Origin of the sequence: Glycomyces terrestris, assembly GCF_003933745.1 — a bacterium.
Taxonomy (GTDB): Bacteria; Actinomycetota; Actinomycetes; order Mycobacteriales; family Micromonosporaceae; genus Glycomyces; species Glycomyces terrestris.
In genome coordinates this window covers 123,236-144,402 of the sequence record NZ_RSEB01000003.1, presented here as the reverse complement: position 1 = coordinate 144,402, position 21,167 = coordinate 123,236, and the positions used below count along the sequence as shown (strand labels likewise).

Below are 21,167 nucleotides of genomic sequence, written 5' to 3'. Positions count from 1 at the left end.
CGGCCTGTTTCCCCCTTGCAGCAGAATGCATCGGCAGGTTGACGGCGCAGGGCCGCCGTGCTATCCAGAGAACTGAGCGCTGATACCATTCTGTCGAGTCAGCCGGTGGGGGCGATGCCTTCTCTTCTGCTGCAATGACTTTGTCACTTCCCGGTATCGCGGAAGCCGATAGGCCAGTGTCGTGAGGATGGCGATGCCCGAAACACCTCGGTCCACAACTCATAGCTTTCAACCCTCCGGGCCTGCGCCCCAAGGCTTCACCGGCGAAGAGGCCGGCGCCCCGGTGGAACTCAAACCCCGCTTGACGCGTCTCGCACTGCTGCCGCTCGCTGCGGTCGCGGTGCTCGGCGCGGGCGTCGCGGCGATGTTCGCCGCGACCGGCTCCGACCGTCCTTCCTGGATGGTCCCGGCGGTGCTCGGCTCCGCCCTCGTCCTCGCCGCGGTCGTCGCGTACTTCGCGATGAGCGCCGCCTCGAAGGCGGAGGCCGACCTCAGCCGCCAGGTCCAGGCCGTGCGCCGCTCCACTGTGGAGACGCATTACAAGGTCTGGCAGATCCTCGACGACCTCCAGCGCGAGCTCCCGCAGGACCAGCGCTGGTCGGTCCCCCTGCCGAACCCCGGCGCCGGGGCGGCCTCGACCGAGGAGGCCCTGCGCCTGCTCGCCTCCGAGGCCCGCCACCTGCGCGCCGCCGCCGAGGCGGTCGCGGCCCGCGGCGTGCGCCCGGTCGCCCCCCAGGCCCCCGCCCAGCCGCCCGTGCCGGCCGGCGCCCCGGTCCCGCAGCCGACGGCCGCCACCGGCCCGATCGACGCGGTCGACGTCCACTCGCGCGTCGGCATCTTCGTGAACCTGGCCCGCCGCCTCCAGTCGCTCGTCCACCGGGAGATCGAGCAGCTGGACGAGCTGGAGAACCAGGTCGAGGACCCGGACCTGCTCAAGGGCCTGTTCTCGGTCGACCACCTGGCGACGCGCATCCGCCGCCACGCCGAGAACCTCGCGGTCCTCGGCGGGGCGACCTCGCACCGCCAGTGGTCGCGCCCGGTCAACGTGTACGAGGCCCTGCGCTCCGCGGTCGCGGAGGTGGAGCAGTACGCGCGCGTGAAGCTGGTGCGCCCCATCGAGGGCACGCTCAAGGGCCACGCGGTCGCCGACATCATCCACCTGGTGGCCGAGCTGGTCGAGAACGCGACGACGTTCTCGGCGCCGGGCACGCAGGTGCTCATCCGGGTCCAGCGCGTGCGCACGGGCCTGGCGGTCGAGGTCGAGGACCGCGGCCTGGGCATGGAGAACCACGAGCGCAACCGCTACAACACGATGCTCGCGACTCCGGACCGGGTCGACCTGGACGAGCTGCTCGCGGACGGCCGCATCGGCCTGTACGTCGTCTCGTCCCTGGCGCGCCGCCACGCGCTCACGGTCCAGTTGCAGTCGAACATCTTCGGCGGCACCCAGGCGATCCTGGTGGTGCCCGAGGAGCTGCTCGGCGAGGACACGCCGCCGCCGAAGGAGCCGACCCGGGAGCTGCCGGCCGCGAGCCCGCAGATGCCGGTGCGCCAGCCGGGCGCCCAGACGCCCCCGCAGCTGCCGTCGGTGCAGCTGCGCCCGCTGCCCTCGGCGGGCAACGCCCCGTACGGGATGCCGCAGCCGCGCATGGACGCCCCGGCGCCGTCGTACACGCCCGTCTCGGTCGACACCGGCGCCCTGCCGGTGACCGCGGAGATGCAGGCGATCGAGTCCCCCCGCGCGAACGGCCACGGCGGCCCCCCGGCCGCGGGCCCGGACGGGCGGCCCGCCCTGCCCAAGCGCAGCAAGCAGACGCACCTCGCGCCGCAGCTGCGGGACGCCCCGGTCCCGTCGTCGCGCGGTTCCGAGCAGGGCCACGACCCCGGCCTCATGGCGGCGTTCCAGCAGGGCCAGCAGCGCGCGGACGCCGGTCCGCAGATCCCCACCGAATCCGTTTCTTCTCCGTACAGGAATGAGGAGTTCTAATGGCAGGCGACGAGGCAGGCGCGCACACGGATCTCAGCTGGCTGCTGGCGGGCCTCATCAGGAAGGTCCCGCACACCCGCAGCGCGCTGCTGCTGTCCTCGGACGGCATCAAGAAGGCGTTCCACGGCATGGGCACCGACCAGGCCGACCAGCTGTCGGCGATCGCGTCGGGCATGTTCTCCCTGGCCCGCTCCGCGGGCGCCCAGTTCGGCTCGGCCGGCGGGGTGCGGCAGGTGGTGGCGGAGCTGGACGACACGCTGCTGTTCGTCTCGACCGCCGGGCAGGGCGCGGTCCTGGCCGTGGCGGCCGGGAGGGAGGCGGACGCGGGCGTCCTCGGCTACGAGATGTCCATCCTGGTCAAGAGCGTGCGGCCGTACCTGGAGACACCGGTCCGGAGACCGAGCGGCGAAATGGTGAGCTGATGGGCGACTTCGAGCACCGGCCACTGCTCGACGAGGACGCGGGACCGCTGGTCCGGCCGTACACCGTCAGCAACGGGCGCACCGCCCCGACGGCGAAGCTGGACCTGCTCTCGCTGGTCCGCTCCACCGGGCAGCTGCGTCCCTCGCAGCTGGAGGCCGAGCACGCCGAAGCGCTGATCCTCTGCCGGGAGCCCATCTCGGTCGCGGAGGTCTCGGCCCACCTGCGGCTCCCCGCCATGGTCATCAAGGTGCTGCTGTCCGACCTCGTCGACTGCGGCGCCGTCACCGCCCACGCACCCGATCCCGCCGTCGATCCCACCGACAAAACCGTATTGGAGGCACTCCTCAATGGCCTACAACGGCGACTCTGACCGAGCGCCCGCACAACAACCAGCCCTGCCCACCGCCATCAAGCTGCTCGTCGCCGGGGGCTTCGGGGTCGGCAAGACCACCTTCGTCGGCGCGGTCTCCGAGATCGAGCCGCTGAGCACCGAGGAGACCATCACCACCGCGTCGATCGGCACCGACGACCTCACCGGCGTGGGGGACAAGACGACCACCACGGTCGCCCTGGACTTCGGCCGGATCACCCTGGACCCGCAGCACATCCTGTACCTGTTCGGCACCCCCGGGCAGGACCGGTTCTGGTTCATGTGGAACGAGCTGTCGGACGGGGCCTTCGGCGCGGTCGTGCTCGCGGACACGCGGCGGCTGGAGGACTGCTTCCCGGCGCTCGACTTCTTCGAGCGGCGCGGCACCTCCTTCATCGTGGCGGTGAACGAGTTCGACTCCGGGTACCACTACGAGCCGGAGGAAGTCAGGGCCGCACTGGACCTCAAACCGAATATCCCGATCGTCTGCTGCGACGCACGCGATCCACGTTCCGCAACCTTGGTGCTGGTCACCTTGACCAAGCACCTGATGTCGGCCGCTGCATCGAGCGTCCGGTAAAGGAGCCAGCAATGTCCATGCCCGAGAACGAGTTCCGTCTCACGATCACGCCCGACGACCCGCGCGCGCCCGAACGGGTCAAACGCCTGCGCCAGCTGGGGATCGGCGACCTGCCGGACCCCGAGTTCGACCAGCTCGCGAAGGAGCTCACCGAGCTCACCGGCGCGCCCTACGCGATGGTGAACTTCATCGACGAGGACCGGCAGTACTTCGCCGGCCTCGCCGCCCCGGAGGCCGAAGCCGGGAACCAGGCCATCGCGGGCGCGGGCGAGGCGGTCGAGGTCGGCCGCGAGATGGACCGCGACCACGGCTACTGCCCGCACGTCGTGGTCCGCGGCAAGGCGCTCGTGCTCGGCGACGTGTGCGACTACCCGCGCTTCGCGGGGAACCCCGTGGTCGACAAGATCGGCATCCGCTCCTACCTGGGCGCGCCGCTCATCGACGACGACGGGAACACGCTCGGCACCGTGTGCGTGGTCGACACCGAGACCCACGACTGGGGCCGGCCGGGCCTGGACATCATCAAGGGCATGGCGGCCAAGGTGATGGAGCGCATCCGCGAGCGCAACGAGGGCCGCGACCCGTACGGCGGCGAGAACCCGCTCCAGGGGTGAGATGCAAAGAGGAGGCGGTATCCGCCTCCTCTTCCGCGTTCCGATCCGGCCGATCCCTCCGGATGGTGCGCTCTAGTGCACCGCCACCGCGCCGCCGTTCGCCGCGATGCGCTCGGACCACTGGCCCCTGGTCCGTCCCATCGCGGCCTCGGCGAGCCGCAGGCGCTGCACGTCCGACGTCCCCGCGGGCGCGAAGATGTGGTACGCGTCCCGCAGGAACCGCTCCACCGGCCGCTCGGTCGTCAGGCCGATCGCCGCGTGGATCTCCATCGCCTCGCGCGCCGAGTCGAGCGCCGACTCGACGTTGACGAGCTTGGCGTTCATCAGCTCGATGTCGCACGGCTCGCCCCGGTCGAGCAGGTGGGCCGCGTGGTAGGCGGTGATGCGGGCCGTCATCAGCCGCGAGGTGATCTGCCCGATCTTCTGCTTCACGTTGTCGAGCTCCGCGATCGGCTTGCCGTACAGCTCCCGCTCCGAGGCGTACTCGACGGTGGCGTCGAGGATCGCCTGGTGGATGCCGAGCGAGACCGCGGTGAGGTTGGCGCGCCCGTACAGGATCGACGACGAGTAGGCGACCGCGAGGCCGTCCCCCTCGTCGCCCAGCCGGTTCGCGGCGGGCACCCGGCAGTTCTCGAACAGGACCTCGCCGAAGCTGAAGCCGTGCAGGCCCATCGTGGACTGCTGCGGCGCCAGCGCGAACCCGGGCCGGTCCGCCTCGACGAGGAACGCCGTGAGCCCCTTGGGGCCCAGGCCGGTCCGCACGACCACGCCGTGCAGGTCGCCGACATGGCTGTTGCCGACGAACACCTTGTGGCCGTTGAGGATGTAGTCGTCGCCGTCGCGCACGGCCCTGGCGCGCATGCCGAGGACGTGCCCGCCGGAGGCGGTCTCGGTGACGGCGATGGTGGGGAGGCAGGTGCCGTCCGCGACCCTGGGCAGCCAGGTCTTCTTCTGCTCGTCGGAGCCGAAGTGGAGGATCTTGGCGACACCGAGCTGGGAGGCCTGGACCATGGCGCCCATGGCGCCGGAGACCCGGGCGAGCTCTTCGATGATCACGGTCTTTGCCAGGTGGCCCATGCCCATGCCGCCGTACTCGGTGGGAATGGTGACGCCGAGCCAGCCCTGCGCGGCGATGAGCCGGGACAACTCGTGGTGGACGGTCTTCCGGGATTCCATCTCGGGGATGAGCGGGCGGACCTCGCGTTCGGCGAAGTCCCGGACCCGGGCTCTGAGGGTGTCATGCTGTTCGGTCATGAAATAGCCGGTCGTCAACGGGTAACCCCCCTGTGGGCGTGCGCTCGTCGATGTCCGCACATGGTGCGGTGGTCCCCACCAAGTGACAAGCTGTATATGCGAAATGTTCTCGCAGTGACTGTAGCAACCGTTATCGCATGGGGCAAGGTTCGGCAAAGTGGACGTACGGTGGTTACGTGCCGGTAACGAACCGTTGCGGCCCAAGGAAACCGGTTCCTCCCAGCATCCGGGAGCAAGGGGGCGCGAACGGTCACGGCGTGCTACGTTGCCCGGTCTTCGCCGAGGCGTTATGCTGCGTTGACTCGCGGGCAATCGTCCCATGATTGGATCAGGCCGGGCCCGCGTCCGCCCCGCCCATCGCACCCCACCCCGTACGGAGAGCCATGTTCAACTTCAAACGCCGCGCCGTCGCGGCCGGCGCCGCGCTCGCGCTCGCGGCGACGACGATCGCGGTCGGCGCCTGGTCGTTCGGCCCGGGCCACGGCAGCGGCCACGGCAGCGAGGTCGACCTCCAGCTGCTGGCGATCAACGACTTCCACGGCAACATCGAGGCCGCCTCGAGCCTGACCTGGCCCGGCCACACCGCGCCCGTCGGCGGCGCCGAGTACCTCGCCACCCACCTCGACCTCGCCCGCGAGGGCGAGCGCTACTCGACGACGGTGGCCGCCGGCGACCTCATCGGCGCCAGCCCGTTCCTGTCCGCGGTCTTCGACGACGAGCCCACCATCGAGTCCCTCAACGCCATGGGCGTCGAGGTCTCCGCCGTCGGCAACCACGAGTTCGACGCCGGCTTCGAGGAGCTCAACCGCATCATCGAGGGCGACGAGGACTTCGAGGGCGCCGACTTCCCGTACCTCGGCGCGAACGTCGTCGACGAGGTCACCGGCAGGCCCGTCCTCGACCCGTACTGGGTCAAGGACTTCGGCCGCGGCGTCAGGGTCGGCTTCATCGGCATGACCCTCGAGGGCACCGGCGACATCGTCTCCAAGTCCGGCATCGAGGGCCTGGTGTTCAAGGACGAGGTCGAGACCGCGAACAAGTACGCCCGCGAGCTCAAGCGCCAGGGCGTCAACGCGATCGTGGTGCTCCTCCACGAGGGCGGCGTCCCCGTCACCGGGGACACCGGCCACGACTGCGAGTCCGCCGCCGGCACCGCGACCGGCATGTCCGGCCCGATCGTCGACATCGCCGAGACCATGACCCCGCTCGTCGACGTCATCGTCTCCGGCCACACCCACCAGGAGTACGTCTGCTCCGTGGACGACCCGGCCGGGAACCCGCGCCTGGTCACCTCCGCGTCCAACTACGGCCGCGTGTTCACCGAGATCGACGCGACGTACAGCAAGCGCACCAAGGACATCGTGCGCTCGACCGTGGTCGGCTCCAACACCGTCGTCACCCGCGACGTCGCCGCCGACGAGGACCAGACCGCGATCCTGGAGGAGTACGGCCCGCTCGCGGCCGAGGCCGGGGGCCGCGTCGTCGGCCACCTCGCCGAGGACATCAAGCGCGGCCAGACCCGCGCCGAGGAGTTCCCGCTCGGGAGCCTCATCGCCGACGCGCAGCTGTGGAACACCGCCGGCGCCGACACCGGCGGGGCCGAGATCGCGTTCATGAACCCCGGCGGCGTCAGGGCCGACCTGCTGTACGCGGAGGGGACGCCGGGGGAGGCCACGTACGCCGAGGTGTTCACCGTGCAGCCCTTCGCGAACTACGTCGTCACCCTCGACCTGACCGGCGCCCAGATCCTCCAGGCGCTCCAGCAGCAGCTGCCGAGCGCGAACCGCTCGACGACCCTGGTCCTCCAGGTCTCCGAGGGCTTCACGTACACGTGGGACAAGACGAAGACCGGCACCGACCAGATCGTCGCCGACTCCCTCGCCCTCCACGGGGAGCCGATCGTCGCCGACCAGGTCTACCGGGTCACCGTGAACTCGTTCCTGGCCGACGGCGGCGACTCCTTCTCCGCCTTCGCCGCCGGCGAGAACCGCCTCTTCGGCGAGCTCGACGTGGACGCGTTCGAGGACTACATCGCCGAGTTCGGCACCGCCGAGTCCCCGCTGGAGGCGCCGGAGCTCGGCCGGATCACCGTCCTGTCGTAGTTCCTGAGTAGATTCACATCCGGCGGGGGCCGCGAGGCCCCCGCCGGATGTCGTCATCGGGGCGGGAACCGGATAGGCTGGTACCACCCTGAAACATTCACGGAGGACCTCAGGTCATGGCAATGCAGAGCAGGAACTCATCCCTTCGCAGCATGGCGAAGGCCCAGTACAACGAGCAGCAGCACATGGGCGCCGCCTACGGCCCCTACGGCCAGATGACGCAGGCGCCCCGCGCCGAGGCCATGACGATCGACGACGTCATCGTGCGCACCGTCGCCCTCGTCGGCGCGACGTTCGTCGCCGCGCTCCTCACCTATGGGATGGTCGGCAGCGGCGACGCCTCCTCCGTGGGCACGGCCGGGATGCTCATGGCCCTCGGCGGCCTGGTGAGCATCGTCGTCATCATCTTCTCGATCTTCAAGCCGGTCACGAACCCCTTCGTGGCCTTCGCGTACGGCATCGGGCAGGGCCTCGTCCTCGGCGGGTTCAGCGCGATCATGGAGGCGCAGTTCCCGGGCATCGTCGTGAACGCCCTCGTCGCGACCATCCTCGTGTTCTTCGGCATGCTGGCGCTGTACAAGTTCCGCATCCTCAAGAACTCCCCGGTGTTCACCAAGGTCATCGTCGGCGCCGGCTTCGGCATCGCGGGCCTGCTCCTGGTGAACTTCGTCGCGAGCCTGTTCGGCGTCAACCTCGGCCTGTTCGCCGCCCCCGGCGGCGACCCGACCACCCTCCAGTGGATCATCGCGATCGCGCTCACCCTGTGGGCCGCGTTCTCCTTCATCCTCGACTTCGACATGATCGAGTGGTCCGCGCAGAACGGCGCCCCCAAGAAGTACGCGTGGGCCGGCGCCTTCGGCCTCACCGCGGGCCTCATCTTCCTGTACTGGAACCTGCTCCGCCTCCTCTCCTACTTCCAGGGCGAGTAGCGGACTTGAGCTCCGGACTCGAGCGGGCGATCGGGCGCGTCGTCGAAGGCACGCGCCACTGGTCGCCCGCTCGCTGGCGTTCCGGGGCCGACGCGATGCACGGACTCGTGCAGGCCCTCGCCGACCTCGCCGCCGACGTCGAAGGCCGCGAGCGGCGGCCCGTGCCGCGCCTCCCGAACGACCTCAGCCTGCCCGACCAGCTCCAGGTCGTCGGCCTCGACCTCATCGAACTCGAACCGCTCCGGGCGGAGGACGAGGCGCGCGCCGCGGCCGCGCTCGCCGCGGCCCGGGCCGCCCTGTTCTAGTCGATCCACCCCGACATCAGCAGCGCCGCGTCGTCGAGCGCGTCCACCACGTTGTCCGACTCCCAGCGCAGCACGTTGCGGCGCGTGCGGGTCGCCCGGTCCTCGATCGCGCCCAGGCGCCGGTCCAGCCGCTGCGTCGCCCCGCTCAGGTCCACGCCCCGCGGCGGCGCCGCGTTCCGCGCCAGCGCCGCCAGCCGCAGGTACGCCGCGTCGAGCGCGTCCGCGAAGTCGTCCACGCCCGCCAGGCCCGGGACCTCCTCGTCGCGGCCGATCGTCGCGTTCACCGCCACCAGGGCCCGCGCGGCCCGCGAGAGCGCGGCCTCGGCGCCGAGCACGTCCGCCGAGAGCGGCCCCGGGCCCGCGACCGGCTCGGCCTTCGCCTGGTCGGCCGCCTGCGTGAGCGCGGCCCGGCGGGCCCGGACCTGGTCGATCGCGGCGTGCATCGTCCGGCGGTCGTAGTCGGCCGGGTGCGCCTGCCGGTCGAGGACGAGCCGGGCGTAGTCGCGGTAGGCGTCCACGAGGTCGCCGAGGAGGTCGCCGAGGCGGCGGGTCTGCCAGGTCGGGACCAGGACGTAGAAGCCGATGGCGAGCGCCGCGCCGGTGAGCGTGCACGCGCCCCGGTCGACGGCGGCGAGCACCGGGTTCTCGCCGGTGAGGTCGATCTGGAACACGGTGAACCCGGAGACGGCCGCGGCGAACACGAGCATCGACACCGGCCGCGTCAGGTACGCGACGAGCGCGAACGCGAGGATCGTGAGGCTGATCCACACCTGGCCCTGCGGGATGAGGAGCCCGAGGAGCGAGGCGATGAGGACCCCGCCGGTGGTGCCGACGGCGCGGGTGGTGCCGCGGGTGAGCGTCCCGGAGAAGTCGGCCTGGAGCACCAGCCACGCGGTGAGCGGGATCCAGTAGCCGTGCCCGGTGGGCCAGACGAGGCCGATGGTCATGGCGAGGGCGATGACGCCGGCGCGGCGGAGCGCGTGGTGGATGACGGGGTCGCGGCGGTGGAGGCGGGCGCGGAGCTGCCCGATCGCCTGGCGGGCGGTCGAGGTGGCGTGCGCGAGCGCGGGGTCGGCGACGACGGCGTCGCCGCCGGCGGTGATCCGCTCGGCGAAGCCGCCGGTGTCGTGGAGGGTGCGCAGGAGCCCGCCGATCTCGGTGGGCATCGTCCCGGTCGAGGTCGCGATCGGGTTCTGCGACAGGCCGGCGAGGAGGTCGTCCCAGTCGAGTTCGGCGGGGCGCCGGGCGGTGATGCGCCCGGCGAAGTGGGTGAGGAGCCGGGCGGCCATCTCCAGGGCCTCGGAGTAGAACGCGACGGTGTCGCGGTCCTGGGCGTCGGCGCGGGCGCGCGCGGAGGCGGTGCGGCCGATCGCGGCGGAGACGGCGTAGATCTGGCGGCGGGCCTCGAGGATCGCGGCCGGGAGGGCCCGGCGGCGGTCGAGTTCGCGGGCGGCCTCGTGGAGGGCCTCGGTGTCGAAGGGCGCGTTCGGGTTCGACGCGAGCGTCTCGGCCTCGGCGGCGAGCGCGAGCCACGCGTCGGCGAGGGTGCGGCGGTCCTCGGCCCACCGGAAGTACGGGGGCAGGAGCGCCATGAGCGCCTGGAGGACGCCGCCGGCGAGGACCGCGGCGGCCGCGAGGAGCACGGTGGTGCCGGTGGTGATGTGCTCGGCGAGGAAGAACATGATGCCGGAGACGGTGAACGTGACGCCCGCGATGTGCGTCACCGAGCCGACGAACGTGAGCGTGAACGCGTACGCGGCCGCGGCGGCGACGAGGGCGACCGGGTTCGCGATCGCGCCGAGGGCCACCCCGAGGGCCCCGGCGAGGCCGACGAGGAGCGGCAGCGAGGGCCCGGTGCGGGTGCCGGGGGTGAGGAGCGCGACGCCGCCGAGCCAGGCGCCCATGGCCGCGGCCTGGCCCCAGCCCGGGTGGCCCAGGAGCGCGACGGCGGCCATGGCGACGGCGATGCCGCAGGCCGCGCGCACCGCCAGCACCGGCGCGGCCTCGCCGGGGGTCCACGACCTGAGGTCGTCGCCGACCCGGCGGAACGACTCGTCGACGCCCGGGTTGTTGAGCACGTCAAAAGGGTAGCCGCGCCTGCGGGTGTGAGGCCGAGTACCGGTTACGCTGGTGGCATGCGACAAACGGTGCTGGTGGTCGACTTCGGGGCCCAATACGCGCAGCTCATCGCGCGCCGAGTCCGGGAGGCCCACGTCTACTCGGAGATCGTCCCCTCCTCCATGCCCGCGGAGGAGATGCTCGCGAAGGAGCCCGCGGCGATCATCCTGTCCGGGGGTCCGTCGAGCGTGTACGCCGAGGGCGCCCCGCAGGTCGACGCGGCCCTGTTCGCGGCCGGGGTGCCGGTGCTGGGGATCTGCTACGGCTTCCAGGCCATGGCGAAGGCCCTGGGCGGCACGGTCGCCAAGACGGGCCGGTCGGAGTACGGCGGGACCGAGCTCGACGTGCTGTGCCCGTCGAAGCTCCTCGACGGGCTGCCCGAGCACCAGTCGGTGTGGATGAGCCACGGCGACTCGGTGACCGAGGCCCCCGCGGGCTTCTCGGTCGTGGCCACGAGCGCGGGCGCGCCGGTGGCGGCGTTCGAGAACCTCGAGTCGCGGCTCGCGGGCGTCCAGTACCACCCGGAGGTCGCGCACACCCCGCACGGCCAGGCCGTCATCCGGCACTTCCTGCACGACATCGCCGGGATCAAGCCGAACTGGACGAACTCGGCGATCATCGACGAGCAGGTCGAGGCGATCCGCGCGCAGGTCGGCGACAAGCGGGTCCTGTGCGCCCTCTCGGGCGGCGTGGACTCCTCGGTCGCGGCGGCGCTCGTGCACAAGGCCGTCGGCGACCAGCTCACGTGCGTGTTCGTGGACCACGGACTGCTGCGCGCCGGCGAGGCCGAGCAGGTCGAGAAGGACTACGCGCAGCTCACCGGCATCGACGTGCGCACCGTGGACGTCTCGGAGCAGTTCCTCACCGCGCTCAAGGGCGTGACGGACCCCGAGGAGAAGCGCAAGATCATCGGCCGCGAGTTCATCCGCACCTTCGAGGCGGCCGCGCGCGGCATCGCCGAGGAGCAGGGCATCGACTTCCTCGTCCAGGGCACGCTGTACCCGGACGTGGTCGAGTCCGGCGGCGGCACCGGCACCGCGAACATCAAGAGCCACCACAACGTGGGCGGCCTGCCCGACGACCTCCAGTTCGACCTGGTCGAGCCGCTGCGGACCCTGTTCAAGGACGAGGTCCGCGCGATCGGCCTGGAGCTGGGCCTGCCCGAGGCGATGGTGTGGCGCCACCCGTTCCCCGGCCCCGGCCTCGGCATCCGCATCGTCGGCGAGGTCACCAGGGAGCGCCTCGACATCCTCAAGGCCGCCGACGCGATCGCGCGCGCCGAGCTCACCGCGGCCGGCCTCGACCGGTCCGTGTGGCAGTTCCCGGTCGTGCTCCTCGCGGACGTGCGCTCGGTGGGCGTGCAGGGCGACGGCCGCACCTACGGGCACCCGGTGGTGCTGCGCCCGGTCTCGTCCGAGGACGCCATGACCGCCGACTGGTCGCGCCTGCCGTACGAGCTGCTCGCGAAGATCTCCACCCGGATCACGAACGAGGTCGCCGACATCAACCGCGTCGTGCTCGACGTCACCTCGAAGCCGCCGGGCACCATCGAATGGGAGTAGCCTCTCCCCGCCCGCCGCTCGCAAGCTTCGCCGACCGCACGTGAACACGCCGTACAGTTGAGGGATGCAATTCCGGATAGCTGCGTACGGGGAGGTACGTGACGAGAACGGCCGGGTCCTGCTGACGCGCCGGAAGCGCGCGGGGAGGGATGCGGGGCCCTGGCACCTGCCGGGCGGGGTCATCGACCACGGGGAGCCCCCGAAGCGGGCCGCCGGGCGGCTCGTGGGGGAGCACACCGGGTACGAGGTGGCGGTCGGGGGGCCGCTCGAGGCCGTCGCGGTCGCCCGCCGCGGCGTCCACACGAACGCGATCGTCTACAGCGCCCGCGTCACCGGCGGACCCGACCCGGACTTCCCCGGGGACGCCGCCGAGTGGGTCGACCCGGCCCGCGCCGCGGCCGAGCCGCACTCGCCGTTCGTCTCGGCGGCCCTCGGGCTCGCCGACGACCGGCTCGCCGGGCGCGTCGACAAGGCCCCGCAGGAGGCGCGGCCGGTCCCGCCCGCGAAGGCGAAGAAGGGCCGGCGCCGCCGCGGCCAGCGCTTCGGCGCGTACGGGGTCGTCGCCGACGGCGGCGGCCGCATCCTGCTCGCCCGCATCGCCGAGGGCTACCCCGGCGGCGGCACCTGGCACCTGCCCGGCGGCGGCGTCGACTTCGGGGAGTCCCCGGAGGCCGCGGTCGCCCGCGAGATCTACGAGGAGACCGGCCAGGAGGCCCTGGTCGGGACCCTGCTCAACGTCACGTCGTTCCGGCACCGCCGCGCGATCGGCCCCGAGGGGTACCCGCTCGACTGGCACGGGGTGCGGGCGATCTACTCGGCGACGGTGCCCGACCCGTCCGCCGCCCAGGTCGTGGAGGCCGCGGGCGGCTCCACCAGCGAGTCGCGCTGGTGGGACGCGGACGCGCTCGACGACCTGCCGCTGTCGGCGGCCGTCGAGGACGCGCTCCAGGTCGTGGACCTGAAGAACCTCGCCGCCCAGGCGTAGCCGCCGCTAGCGCCAGCGGGCGATCACCGTCTCGCCGGCCCGGACCGCCTCCCCGGGGACCACGGCCGCCTCGGCCGCGCCCGCGGGCAGGTACACGTCGGTGCGGGACCCGAACCGGATGAGGCCGTAGCGCTCGCCCTTCGCGAGGGACGCGCCGGGCTTGGTGCGGTTGACGATGCGGCGCAGCACGGCCCCGGTCCGCTGGGCGACGACGACGCGCCCGCGCGGGGTGGCGACCACCGTGTAGCAGGCGGCGTTGTGCTCGGCCTCGGGGGTGCCCACCTTGGCGTACCCGCCCTTCTCGGTGAACACGTCGACGACCTCCCCGGCGACCGGCGAGCGGTTGATGTGCACGTCCGTGAGGGACAGGTAGGCGGCGATGCGGAGCCATTCGGCGCCGGCCGCGCCGGTGGCGGCGCCGAAGCGCTCGTCGACGACGGTCTCGACGGCCATGATGCGGCCGTCGGAGGCGGCGATGACGGCCTCGGGCTCGTCGTCCTCGCCGCGCAGGTCGGCGTCGCGCTGGGGGTCGCGGAAGAACGCGGCGACCGGGACGGCCGCGAGCGCGGGCAGGACCCACGCCTTCGAGGAGGGCCGGGCCTGCTTCGCGGCCCAGGCGGCGCCGAGGAGGAGGCCGGCGGCGATGACGCCGTTCGAGTCGAGGTGCAGGTTCGGGGTGAGGGCGACCGAGGAGGCGCGCCAGGCGGGGGCGAGGTCCTCGGCGGGCGCGATCGCGCGCGGCTCGCCCTCGTGCTTGGAGGCGGAGCCGATGCGGAGCTTGTGGATGCGCACGGGCGGGAGGGAGCGCACGATCAGGTCGGTGCCGATGCCGTAGTCGGCGACCAGTTCGGCGATCTCCTCGCGCGCGGGGGCGGTGAGGGTGGCGGCGAAGGAGAGGACCCCGCCGGGCTCGACCTTCTCGCGCAGGAGCGCGATCCGGTCGATGAACGCCTCGGCCTCGACGGTGACGGGGTCGGCGAGCATGACGTCCTCGGCCGGCTCGGCCTCTTCGAGGTCGGCGACGGCGGTGACGTTGCCGGCGGTCCAGGAGCCCTCGGCGGCGAGCGCCGCGCGGAGGTCCTCAATGGAGTGCGCGTCGGCGACGACGGTGAGGCGGTCGGCGGGCATGAGCGCCTCGAGCGCGGCCGTCAGCACCGGGTTCCCCCAGGGCGCGCCCACGACCAGCCCGGTCTTGGGGCCCCTCCGCCGGGCGAATTCGTCGGTGATGCCGCGAGCGGCGGCTTTCGAGATCGGCATGACTCCGACTATAGAGCGCGCCGCGGGGCGGTCCGGCCCGCGCTCGCGTGTTGCGGGAGTGCGGCACGCGGCCCTTGCCCCGGTTTGGGCTCGTACTTTCGGAGGATTCTCCACATCGTTCGGTGGAGCGCCCGCGCCGCCGCGGCGGGGGCGCTCGTTCCCCACATGACAGGGGCCTCGCACTCTCGAATCCACTCCCAGGAGGACCGAATCACGATGAGACTCAGAACGATCCGCACCCCGCTCGCCGCCGCCGCGGCGCTCGCCGCCGTCCTCGCGGGAGGGCCGGCGCTCGCGCAGGAGGAGCCCGAGCCGATCACGGGCGACCCCACGGCCGAACCGGGCCTGGAGCTGCGCGGCCGCCTCGACGGGGAGCGGTTCGACGTGTGGGCCAACATCCTCGGGCTCACGCCGCACGGCTCCGAGGAGACGTACACGGTGTACTGCATCGACATCCGCACCCCGCTCGACACCGAGAGCCCGTACGCCGAGGGCGACTGGGAGGAGTCGGGCGTCGCGAACCTCGAGTCGGTGCGCTGGGTGCTGTTCAACGGCTACCCGAACGCCGGCGCCGAGGAGCTCATCGAGGCCGCCGGCGGCGAGGTGAACCCCGAGTGGACCGACGAGGAGGTCGTCGAGGTCGCCTACGCGGGCACGCAGGCCGCGGTCTGGCACTTCACCGACGACTGGGAGCTGCTGGCCGACAACCCGGTCAAGGGCGGCAACGAGGGCGAGGACGAGGCGGTCCTCAAGGTGTACGAGCACCTGACCGAGGAGCCCGGGCGCGTGCCCGACCCGTCCGAGTTCGTCGTCGACCTCGAAGGCGAGGAGGACGCGGGCTACGAGGACGGCCGGTTCGGCCCGTACACGATCCGCTCGAACGCCGGGCCCGTCGAGCTCGAAGCCGACGGCGGCCGCCTCGAAGAGGCCGACGGCGACATCGTCGAGTCCCTTGAGGACGGCGAGGAGTTCTGGATCGTCCTCGACGAGGGCGGCAGCGAGATCACCGTCAAGGGCACCGCCGCGTACGACCTCCCGGTGGGCCGGGTCTTCCTGGCGACCACCGAGTCCTCGCTCTCCGGCGACGCGGCCAACCGGGTGATCTCCGGCGACTCGCAGCAGCTCATCCTCGCCGAGCCGCGCGAGGGCGCCGTCCCCGCCGAGTGGCGCTTCGCCCTCGACGCCCCCACCGACCGGCCCTCCGAGTCCGGCGGCGCGCAGCTGCCGAAGACCGGGGCCGGCCTGACCGCCGCGTTCGCGGGCGGCCTGGCGCTCCTGATCGCGGGCCTCACCGCGACCGTGTTCGCCAAGCGCCGCAGCGCTTCGCACTAGACCGCAAGGACGCGGGCGGGCCCCGGCCCGCCCGCTGCCGCCGGAGCGTTCCGGACCACGTCGACCCGGTCCGGACCCGGGCGCGCTCCAGCGGCTCTCATCTCGGCCCGGCGCATGGTGCGGCCGGAGCCGCGGGCAAGCGATCCGCCCGCGGCTCCGGCCACTCGCGCCCCAGCAGTCGCCCCGCGTCACCGTCCCCACTGCACAGCGTGAGTCGATACCGAATCGTTATAGTGGCGCGCCTCATCGAGGTCGCGCCGCTTTCGTTGCCCCGCAAAGGGACCCCAGTTCAGCGTCCCGCACGCCCCGCGTGCAACCGGCGGGCGGCCGCTAACGTGTCGGAGGAAGATTCAACGCGTCAATCCCTCGGAAAAGCAAAGGGACTTCTACGAATGATGAGCAAAGCCCTGAAAGGGACGGTCGCTGCGGCAGCGGGCGTCATGCTCGGACTCAGCGGCGTCGCCGCGGCCCAAGCGCAGGACGAGGAACCCACCCCGTCGGGAGCGTCCGGGACCGTCGTCGAGGAGCCCGGCATCCGCCTCAACGGCGACAGCCAGGACCCCACGGCCGTCATGCTCGGCCTCGACCTCGGTGACGGGGAGACCCGCACCGTCTACTGCATCCAGATCACGGTCGGCCTCGAAGAGGAGCTGATCCACGAGGAGCGCCCCTGGGAGGACATCCCCGTCGAGGACCTCCCGCTCGTGCTCGGCGTCCTCCTGAACGGCTACGACGGCACCAACGCCGCCGAGCTCCTCGAGGCCGCCGGCGTCGCCGGCGAGACCATCGACCCGTTCACCCAGGAGCAGATCGCCTACGCCGGCACCCAGGCCGCCATCTGGGAGCTCACCGACGGCTGGGCCATCACCGCCTCCGACCCCACCGAGGGTGAGGCCGGCGTCGACACCGCGGTCCTCGCGGTCCACGACTACCTGCTCGCGAACTCCGAGCCCGTCGAGGAGCCCGACTTCGAGCCCTACTTCGAGGTCGACGACGCCGACGCCGTCACCGACGGCACCAAGGTCGGCCCCTTCACCGTGGCCACCAACTTCGACTCGCTGACCTTCGCGCAGCCCGAGGGCGCGACCGTCATCGACGAGAACGGCGACGAGGTCACCGAGTTCACCGACGGCCAGACCTTCTACGTCCAGTTCGACGAGGCCGTCTCCAGCAGCGTCACGCTCCTGACCGACACGATCACCTGGACCACCCCCGCCGGCCGCACCTTCGTGCCGGTCGACGCCGAGGGCGCCGACGTCGAGGGCCAGCGCCTCATCCTCGCCGAGGAGTTCGCCTCCGAGTACGCCGCCGAGATCGAGTTCGAGATCGTCGTCGAGGAGGTCCCCTCCGAGTCGCCCAAGCCGCAGCTCCCCGTCACCGGCTCCAGCCTGACCTACGTCGCCACCATCGGCGGCGCGGTCCTGGCCGCCGGCGTCGTCGCGATGGTGCTCATGCGCCGCCGCGCCGCCCGCGCCGACTGGGGCTCGGACAGCTAGACGCCACCGCACGCAGTGCGATGACGGCCACACGCCCGCTGGCTGGACCGGCGGGCGTGTGGCATACTTGCGGCGTGACTCAGAGCGCGCGATTTTACTTTTACTACGGCACGGATCTCCCGAGCCGTAGGTCGCGCTGAACTCAGACCTACAGCCCCGGGCGGATCGCCCGGGGCTTTTTTCACGCTCAGGGCCGACCGCCCGGACCGAGACCGAGATCCGAATCCGCTCGCAAGGAGACCCTGATGAAGACCGAAGTGACCACCGACGAGCTCGAAGCCCTGCGCACCGAGATCAACGCGCTCGACGACGAGCTCATCCGCCTCTGGCAGCGCCGCGCCGCCGTCTCCAAGCGCATCGGCGAGATCCGCATGGCCAACGGCGGCACCCGCCTCGTCCTCGACCGCGAGCGCGCCATCCTCGAGAAGTACCGCACCGCCCTCGGCGAGGACGGCGTCCAGATCGCCATGCTCGTCCTCCGCGCCGGCCGCGGACCGCTCTAGCGAAGCGCCGCCGGGCCCGGGCGGGCCGCCGGAGCGGCGTCCGAGCCGCGGCGGACCGCCGCGCACGGGGCCCCCGAAAGAGTGATGCCGCGCCGGAGGAGTGTCGTACCCGGCGCGGCATAATTGACGGCGATGAACGACCTCCTGACCGGCCTCAACGAACCGCAGCGCCAAGCCGTCGAACACGCCGGGTCCCCGCTGCTCATCGTCGCGGGCGCGGGCTCGGGCAAGACCCGCGTCCTCACCCACCGCATCGCCTACCTCCTCAGCGAGCGCGGCGCCCACCCCGGCGAGATCCTCGCGATCACCTTCACGAACAAGGCCGCCGCCGAGATGCGCGAACGGGTCGACGGCCTCATCGGCCCCCGCTCCCGCGCCATGTGGGTCCTCACCTTCCACTCCGCGTGCCTGCGCATCCTCCGCCGCGAGGCCCACCGCCTCGGCTGGAAGCCCAGCTTCACGATCTACGACACCGACGACGCCCGCCGGCTCCTCACCCAGATCGTCAAGGACCTCGGCCTCGACTCCAAGAAGCACTCCCCGCGCTGGCTCGCCGCCGAGATCTCCCGGCTCAAGAACGAGCTCATCGGCCCCGACCAGGCCGCCTCCGCCGCCGACGACGCCCGCGCCACGCTCGTCGCCGACGTCTACGCCCAGTACGACGAGCGCCTCCGCCTCGCCCAGGCCGTCGACTTCGACGACATCATCGGCTCCACCGTGCACCTCTTCCGGGCCTTCCCCGAGGTCGCCAAGTCCTACCGGATGCGGTTCCGGCACGTCATGGTCGACGAGTACCAGGACACCAACCACGCCCAGTACACGCTCGTGCGCGAACTCGTCGGCACCGGCGACGACAAGTCCGAGCTGTGCGTCGTCGGCGACGCCGACCAGTCCATCTACGCGTTCCGCGGCGCCACCATCCGCAACATCATCGAGTTCGAGCGCGACTTCCCCGACGCGAAGACGATCCTCCTCGAGCAGAACTACCGCTCCACCCAGACGATCCTCGACGCCGCCAACGGCGTCATCCGCAACAACACCGAGCGCGGCCGCGAGAAGCGCCTCTGGAGCGACGAGGGCCCCGGCGGCCGCATCCTCGGCCACACCGGCGACAACGAGCACGACGAGGCCGCCTGGGTCGCCGGCCGCATCGACGAGCTCGTCGACGCCAAGGAGACCAGCTTCGGCGACACCGCGATCTTCTACCGCACCAACGCCCAGTCCCGCGCGTTCGAAGAGGTGTTCGTCCGCCGCGGCATCCCCTACAAGGTCGTCGGCGGCGTCCGCTTCTACGAGCGCAAGGAGGTCCGCGACATGCTCGCCTACCTCAAGCTCACCGCGAACCCCGACGACACCGTCTCCGCCATGCGCGTCGTCAACACGCCCAAGCGCGGCGTCGGCGACCGCGCCGTCGCCGAGATCGAGGCCCTCGCCGCCCGGCTGCGGATCTCCTTCCCCGCCGCCCTCCACCGCGCCGACGAGGCCCCCGGGCTCTCCGGGCGGGCCCGGCCCGGCATCAGGCGGTTCTGCGAGATCATCGACGCCGCGACCGAGCTCGCGCGCACCGCGCCGCCCGAGGAGGTCCTCGACAGGCTCATCACCGACACCGGGTACCTCGACGGCCTCGAGCAGTCCAAGGACCCGCAGGACGAGGGCCGCATCGAGAACCTCCAGGAGCTCGTCGCCGTCGCCCACGAGTTCACCGAGTCCGTCGTGCGCGGCACCGTCGACGACGACGAGCAGGACCTCGCCGCCGACGTCCCGTCCTTCCTCGAGCACGTCGCCCTCGTCTCCGACGCCGACTCGATCCCCGACCCCGACGCGCAGGAGGGCGGCGTCGTCACGCTCATGACCCTCCACACCGCCAAGGGCCTCGAGTTCGACACGGTGTTCCTCACCGGCCTCGACGACGGCCTCTTCCCGCACGAGCGGTCCATGAGCAAGCCCGGCGACCTCGAAGAGGAGCGGCGCCTCGCGTACGTGGGCCTCACCCGCGCCCGCAAGCACCTCCACCTCACCCGCGCCGGCACCCGGAACGTCTTCGGGCAGCCCGAGTACTACGCCGCCAGCCGGTTCCTCGCCGAGATCCCCGGCGAGCTCATCGAATGGTCCGAGTCGGCCCCGCCGCCGCGCGTCGTCAAGTCGAAGGCGCCCTCCTTCGGGCAGCCCATCGTCATGCGCGACTCCGGCGACGTGCCCGTCCTCGACGTCGGCGACCGCGTCACCCACGACAAGTACGGCCTCGGCCGCGTCGTCGAACTCAAGGGCTCGGGCCCGCGCGCCCAGGCGCGCATCGACTTCGGCGACGGCGAACCGAAATGGGTCATCCTCAGGCTCGCGCCGGTCACCAAGCTGTAGGCGGCGCCCCGCGGGGGCGCCGGGCACCGCTAGCGCAGGTCCAGGCCCGCCTCGGACAGGTACCCGAGCGGCTCCACCGGCTGCCCGTCCACATGCACCTCGAAGTGGACGTGGGAGCCGAACGAGAAGCCCGTGTTCCCCGCGTCGGCGATGTGCGCCCCCGCGTCGACCCAGTCGCCCGGGGCGACGTTCAGCGCCGAGTTGTGCGCGTAGTACGTCTCGACGCCGTCCCCGTGGTCGATGACCACGAGGTTCCCGAAGCCGGACTCCCAGCCCGCGTGCTTGACCGTGCCCGGGTACGCGGCGTACACCGGGTCGCCGGTCTCGGCGTCGAAGTCGACCCCGTTGTGGTTGCGGCCCCAGCGCTGGCCGAACAGGGACGTGATGGTGATCTGGTCGAGCATCGGCCGCCACCGGATCTGCGCGTCCTGCCCCGTCACCGGGGTGGTGCGCTCCGACTGCGCGGGCGCCTCCGCGGCGGCCGCCGCGGCGCCCGCCGGGGACGCGGTCGCGCCCTCCGATCCGCCCGAGGCGACCGTCTCGGGGACGCTCGCCTCCGCGGCGAGGGCGGCGATGTCGTCGACCGCGCGCGACGGGGCGGGCTCCTCGCCGGACGGCAGCCCGGCGGCGGTCGCCATCGCGACGATCGAGGCGCCGGCGACGGCCGAGCCGACGACGGCGGTGTAGCGGCGCTGGGTCCCCGCCAGCAGCGGGGAGAGCTCTGCGGCCCACGAGGCGCGGTGCTGGCCCCTCGTGCGGTGCGGCCGGGCGGCGTGCCGCTTGATCGGAGCGGCGACCGGTCCGGTGTCGGACAACGAGACTCCCGGGTCAGTGGCTGACTCATCGGACGGGGCGTCGGACCGCGGACTCGCGCGGGCTCCGGGGGGCCGTCCGTGAGCTTGGCAACCGGCCCACGGTAACGCCGCGGACGCCTGGCGGGGGAGATTCGTCACCGCCCGGCGTGTCGCGACGATCAGGACGATCCCGAACGG

Annotated in this window: 18 protein-coding genes; 14 read left to right on the top strand and 4 right to left on the bottom strand. The window is 72.2% G+C overall.

Going from position 1 to position 21,167, the window contains the following annotated elements; all coding sequences use genetic code 11:
- The first annotated feature begins 301 nt into the window (after nucleotides 1–301).
- From EIW28_RS10615 to EIW28_RS10595, 5 genes are read left to right on the top strand one after another with little or no spacing between them, the layout of a single operon-like run.
- A complete protein-coding gene (locus tag EIW28_RS10615) occupies nucleotides 302–1,987 on the top strand; it encodes a sensor histidine kinase (RefSeq protein ID WP_197717199.1) in 1,686 nt (561 codons plus the stop codon).
- A complete protein-coding gene (locus tag EIW28_RS10610; protein WP_125247703.1) occupies nucleotides 1,987–2,409 on the top strand; it encodes a roadblock/LC7 domain-containing protein in 423 nt (140 codons plus the stop codon). Before EIW28_RS10615 ends, EIW28_RS10610 begins: the two co-directional genes overlap by 1 nt.
- Complete coding sequence (locus EIW28_RS10605) at nucleotides 2,409–2,780, top strand: DUF742 domain-containing protein (RefSeq protein WP_125247702.1); 372 nt, start codon at nucleotides 2,409–2,411, stop codon at nucleotides 2,778–2,780. Before EIW28_RS10610 ends, EIW28_RS10605 begins: the two co-directional genes overlap by 1 nt.
- On the top strand, nucleotides 2,758–3,360 hold the full coding sequence (locus EIW28_RS10600; protein ID WP_125247701.1) for a GTP-binding protein: 603 nt from the start codon (nucleotides 2,758–2,760) through the stop codon (nucleotides 3,358–3,360). The genes EIW28_RS10605 and EIW28_RS10600 overlap by 23 nt, the downstream gene beginning before the upstream one ends.
- 11 nt (nucleotides 3,361–3,371) lie before the next feature.
- Complete coding sequence (locus tag EIW28_RS10595; RefSeq protein ID WP_197717198.1) at nucleotides 3,372–3,974, top strand: GAF domain-containing protein; 603 nt, start codon at nucleotides 3,372–3,374, stop codon at nucleotides 3,972–3,974.
- Between the two features lie 72 nt (nucleotides 3,975–4,046).
- Here the strand turns inward: EIW28_RS10595 and EIW28_RS10590 are convergent, their stop codons facing one another.
- The gene (locus tag EIW28_RS10590) at nucleotides 4,047–5,228 is read right to left on the bottom strand and encodes an acyl-CoA dehydrogenase family protein (protein WP_125247700.1); all 1,182 of its coding nucleotides are present in this window, start codon (nucleotides 5,226–5,228) and stop codon (nucleotides 4,047–4,049) included.
- A 383-nt stretch (nucleotides 5,229–5,611) separates the two neighbouring features.
- On the opposite strand from EIW28_RS10590, the gene EIW28_RS10585 reads away from it, so the two are divergent.
- The 3 genes from EIW28_RS10585 to EIW28_RS10575 all read left to right on the top strand — a co-directional run bounded on the left by EIW28_RS10585 (nucleotide 5,612) and on the right by EIW28_RS10575 (nucleotide 8,564).
- Nucleotides 5,612–7,330: a bifunctional metallophosphatase/5'-nucleotidase gene (locus EIW28_RS10585; RefSeq protein WP_125247699.1), complete on the top strand. Its 1,719-nt coding sequence runs from the start codon at nucleotides 5,612–5,614 to the stop codon at nucleotides 7,328–7,330.
- A 152-nt stretch (nucleotides 7,331–7,482) separates the two neighbouring features.
- Nucleotides 7,483–8,259 (top strand): Bax inhibitor-1/YccA family protein, encoded by a 777-nt coding sequence (locus tag EIW28_RS10580; protein WP_158630363.1) that lies wholly within the window; start codon nucleotides 7,483–7,485, stop codon nucleotides 8,257–8,259.
- A gap of 5 nt (nucleotides 8,260–8,264) precedes the next feature.
- A complete protein-coding gene (locus EIW28_RS10575; RefSeq protein WP_125247697.1) occupies nucleotides 8,265–8,564 on the top strand; it encodes a hypothetical protein in 300 nt (99 codons plus the stop codon).
- On the opposite strand, the gene EIW28_RS10570 is transcribed toward EIW28_RS10575, so the two are convergent.
- A complete protein-coding gene (locus tag EIW28_RS10570; RefSeq protein WP_125247696.1) occupies nucleotides 8,561–10,642 on the bottom strand; it encodes an FUSC family protein in 2,082 nt (693 codons plus the stop codon). The genes EIW28_RS10575 and EIW28_RS10570 overlap by 4 nt on opposite strands.
- Before the next feature lie 57 nt (nucleotides 10,643–10,699).
- On the opposite strand from EIW28_RS10570, the gene guaA reads away from it, so the two are divergent.
- A complete protein-coding gene (gene guaA, locus EIW28_RS10565) occupies nucleotides 10,700–12,244 on the top strand; it encodes a glutamine-hydrolyzing GMP synthase (RefSeq protein WP_125247695.1) in 1,545 nt (514 codons plus the stop codon).
- A 64-nt stretch (nucleotides 12,245–12,308) separates the two neighbouring features.
- Nucleotides 12,309–13,229: an NUDIX hydrolase gene (locus EIW28_RS10560; protein ID WP_125247694.1), complete on the top strand. Its 921-nt coding sequence runs from the start codon at nucleotides 12,309–12,311 to the stop codon at nucleotides 13,227–13,229.
- A gap of 6 nt (nucleotides 13,230–13,235) precedes the next feature.
- On the opposite strand, the gene EIW28_RS10555 is transcribed toward EIW28_RS10560, so the two are convergent.
- Nucleotides 13,236–14,486, bottom strand: coding sequence for a phosphatidylserine decarboxylase (locus EIW28_RS10555; RefSeq protein WP_125247693.1), 1,251 nt, complete (start codon nucleotides 14,484–14,486; stop codon nucleotides 13,236–13,238).
- A gap of 216 nt (nucleotides 14,487–14,702) precedes the next feature.
- Between EIW28_RS10555 and EIW28_RS10550 the strand changes: the two genes are divergently transcribed.
- From EIW28_RS10550 to pcrA, 4 genes are all read left to right on the top strand, one after another.
- The gene (locus EIW28_RS10550) at nucleotides 14,703–15,818 is read left to right on the top strand and encodes a Cys-Gln thioester bond-forming surface protein (protein WP_158630362.1); all 1,116 of its coding nucleotides are present in this window, start codon (nucleotides 14,703–14,705) and stop codon (nucleotides 15,816–15,818) included.
- 392 nt (nucleotides 15,819–16,210) lie between these two features.
- The gene (locus EIW28_RS10545; RefSeq protein ID WP_125247691.1) at nucleotides 16,211–17,314 is read left to right on the top strand and encodes a Cys-Gln thioester bond-forming surface protein; all 1,104 of its coding nucleotides are present in this window, start codon (nucleotides 16,211–16,213) and stop codon (nucleotides 17,312–17,314) included.
- A gap of 164 nt (nucleotides 17,315–17,478) precedes the next feature.
- Nucleotides 17,479–17,817, top strand: a complete 339-nt coding sequence (locus EIW28_RS10540; protein WP_269462604.1) for a chorismate mutase — start codon at nucleotides 17,479–17,481, stop codon at nucleotides 17,815–17,817.
- A 132-nt stretch (nucleotides 17,818–17,949) separates the two neighbouring features.
- Entirely contained in the window at nucleotides 17,950–20,175 is a 2,226-nt protein-coding gene (gene pcrA / locus EIW28_RS10535; protein WP_125247689.1) for a DNA helicase PcrA, read from the top strand.
- A gap of 29 nt (nucleotides 20,176–20,204) precedes the next feature.
- On the opposite strand, the gene EIW28_RS10530 is transcribed toward pcrA, so the two are convergent.
- Nucleotides 20,205–20,990 (bottom strand): M23 family metallopeptidase, encoded by a 786-nt coding sequence (locus EIW28_RS10530; RefSeq protein ID WP_125247688.1) that lies wholly within the window; start codon nucleotides 20,988–20,990, stop codon nucleotides 20,205–20,207.
- Nucleotides 20,991–21,167: the final 177 nt, after the last annotated feature.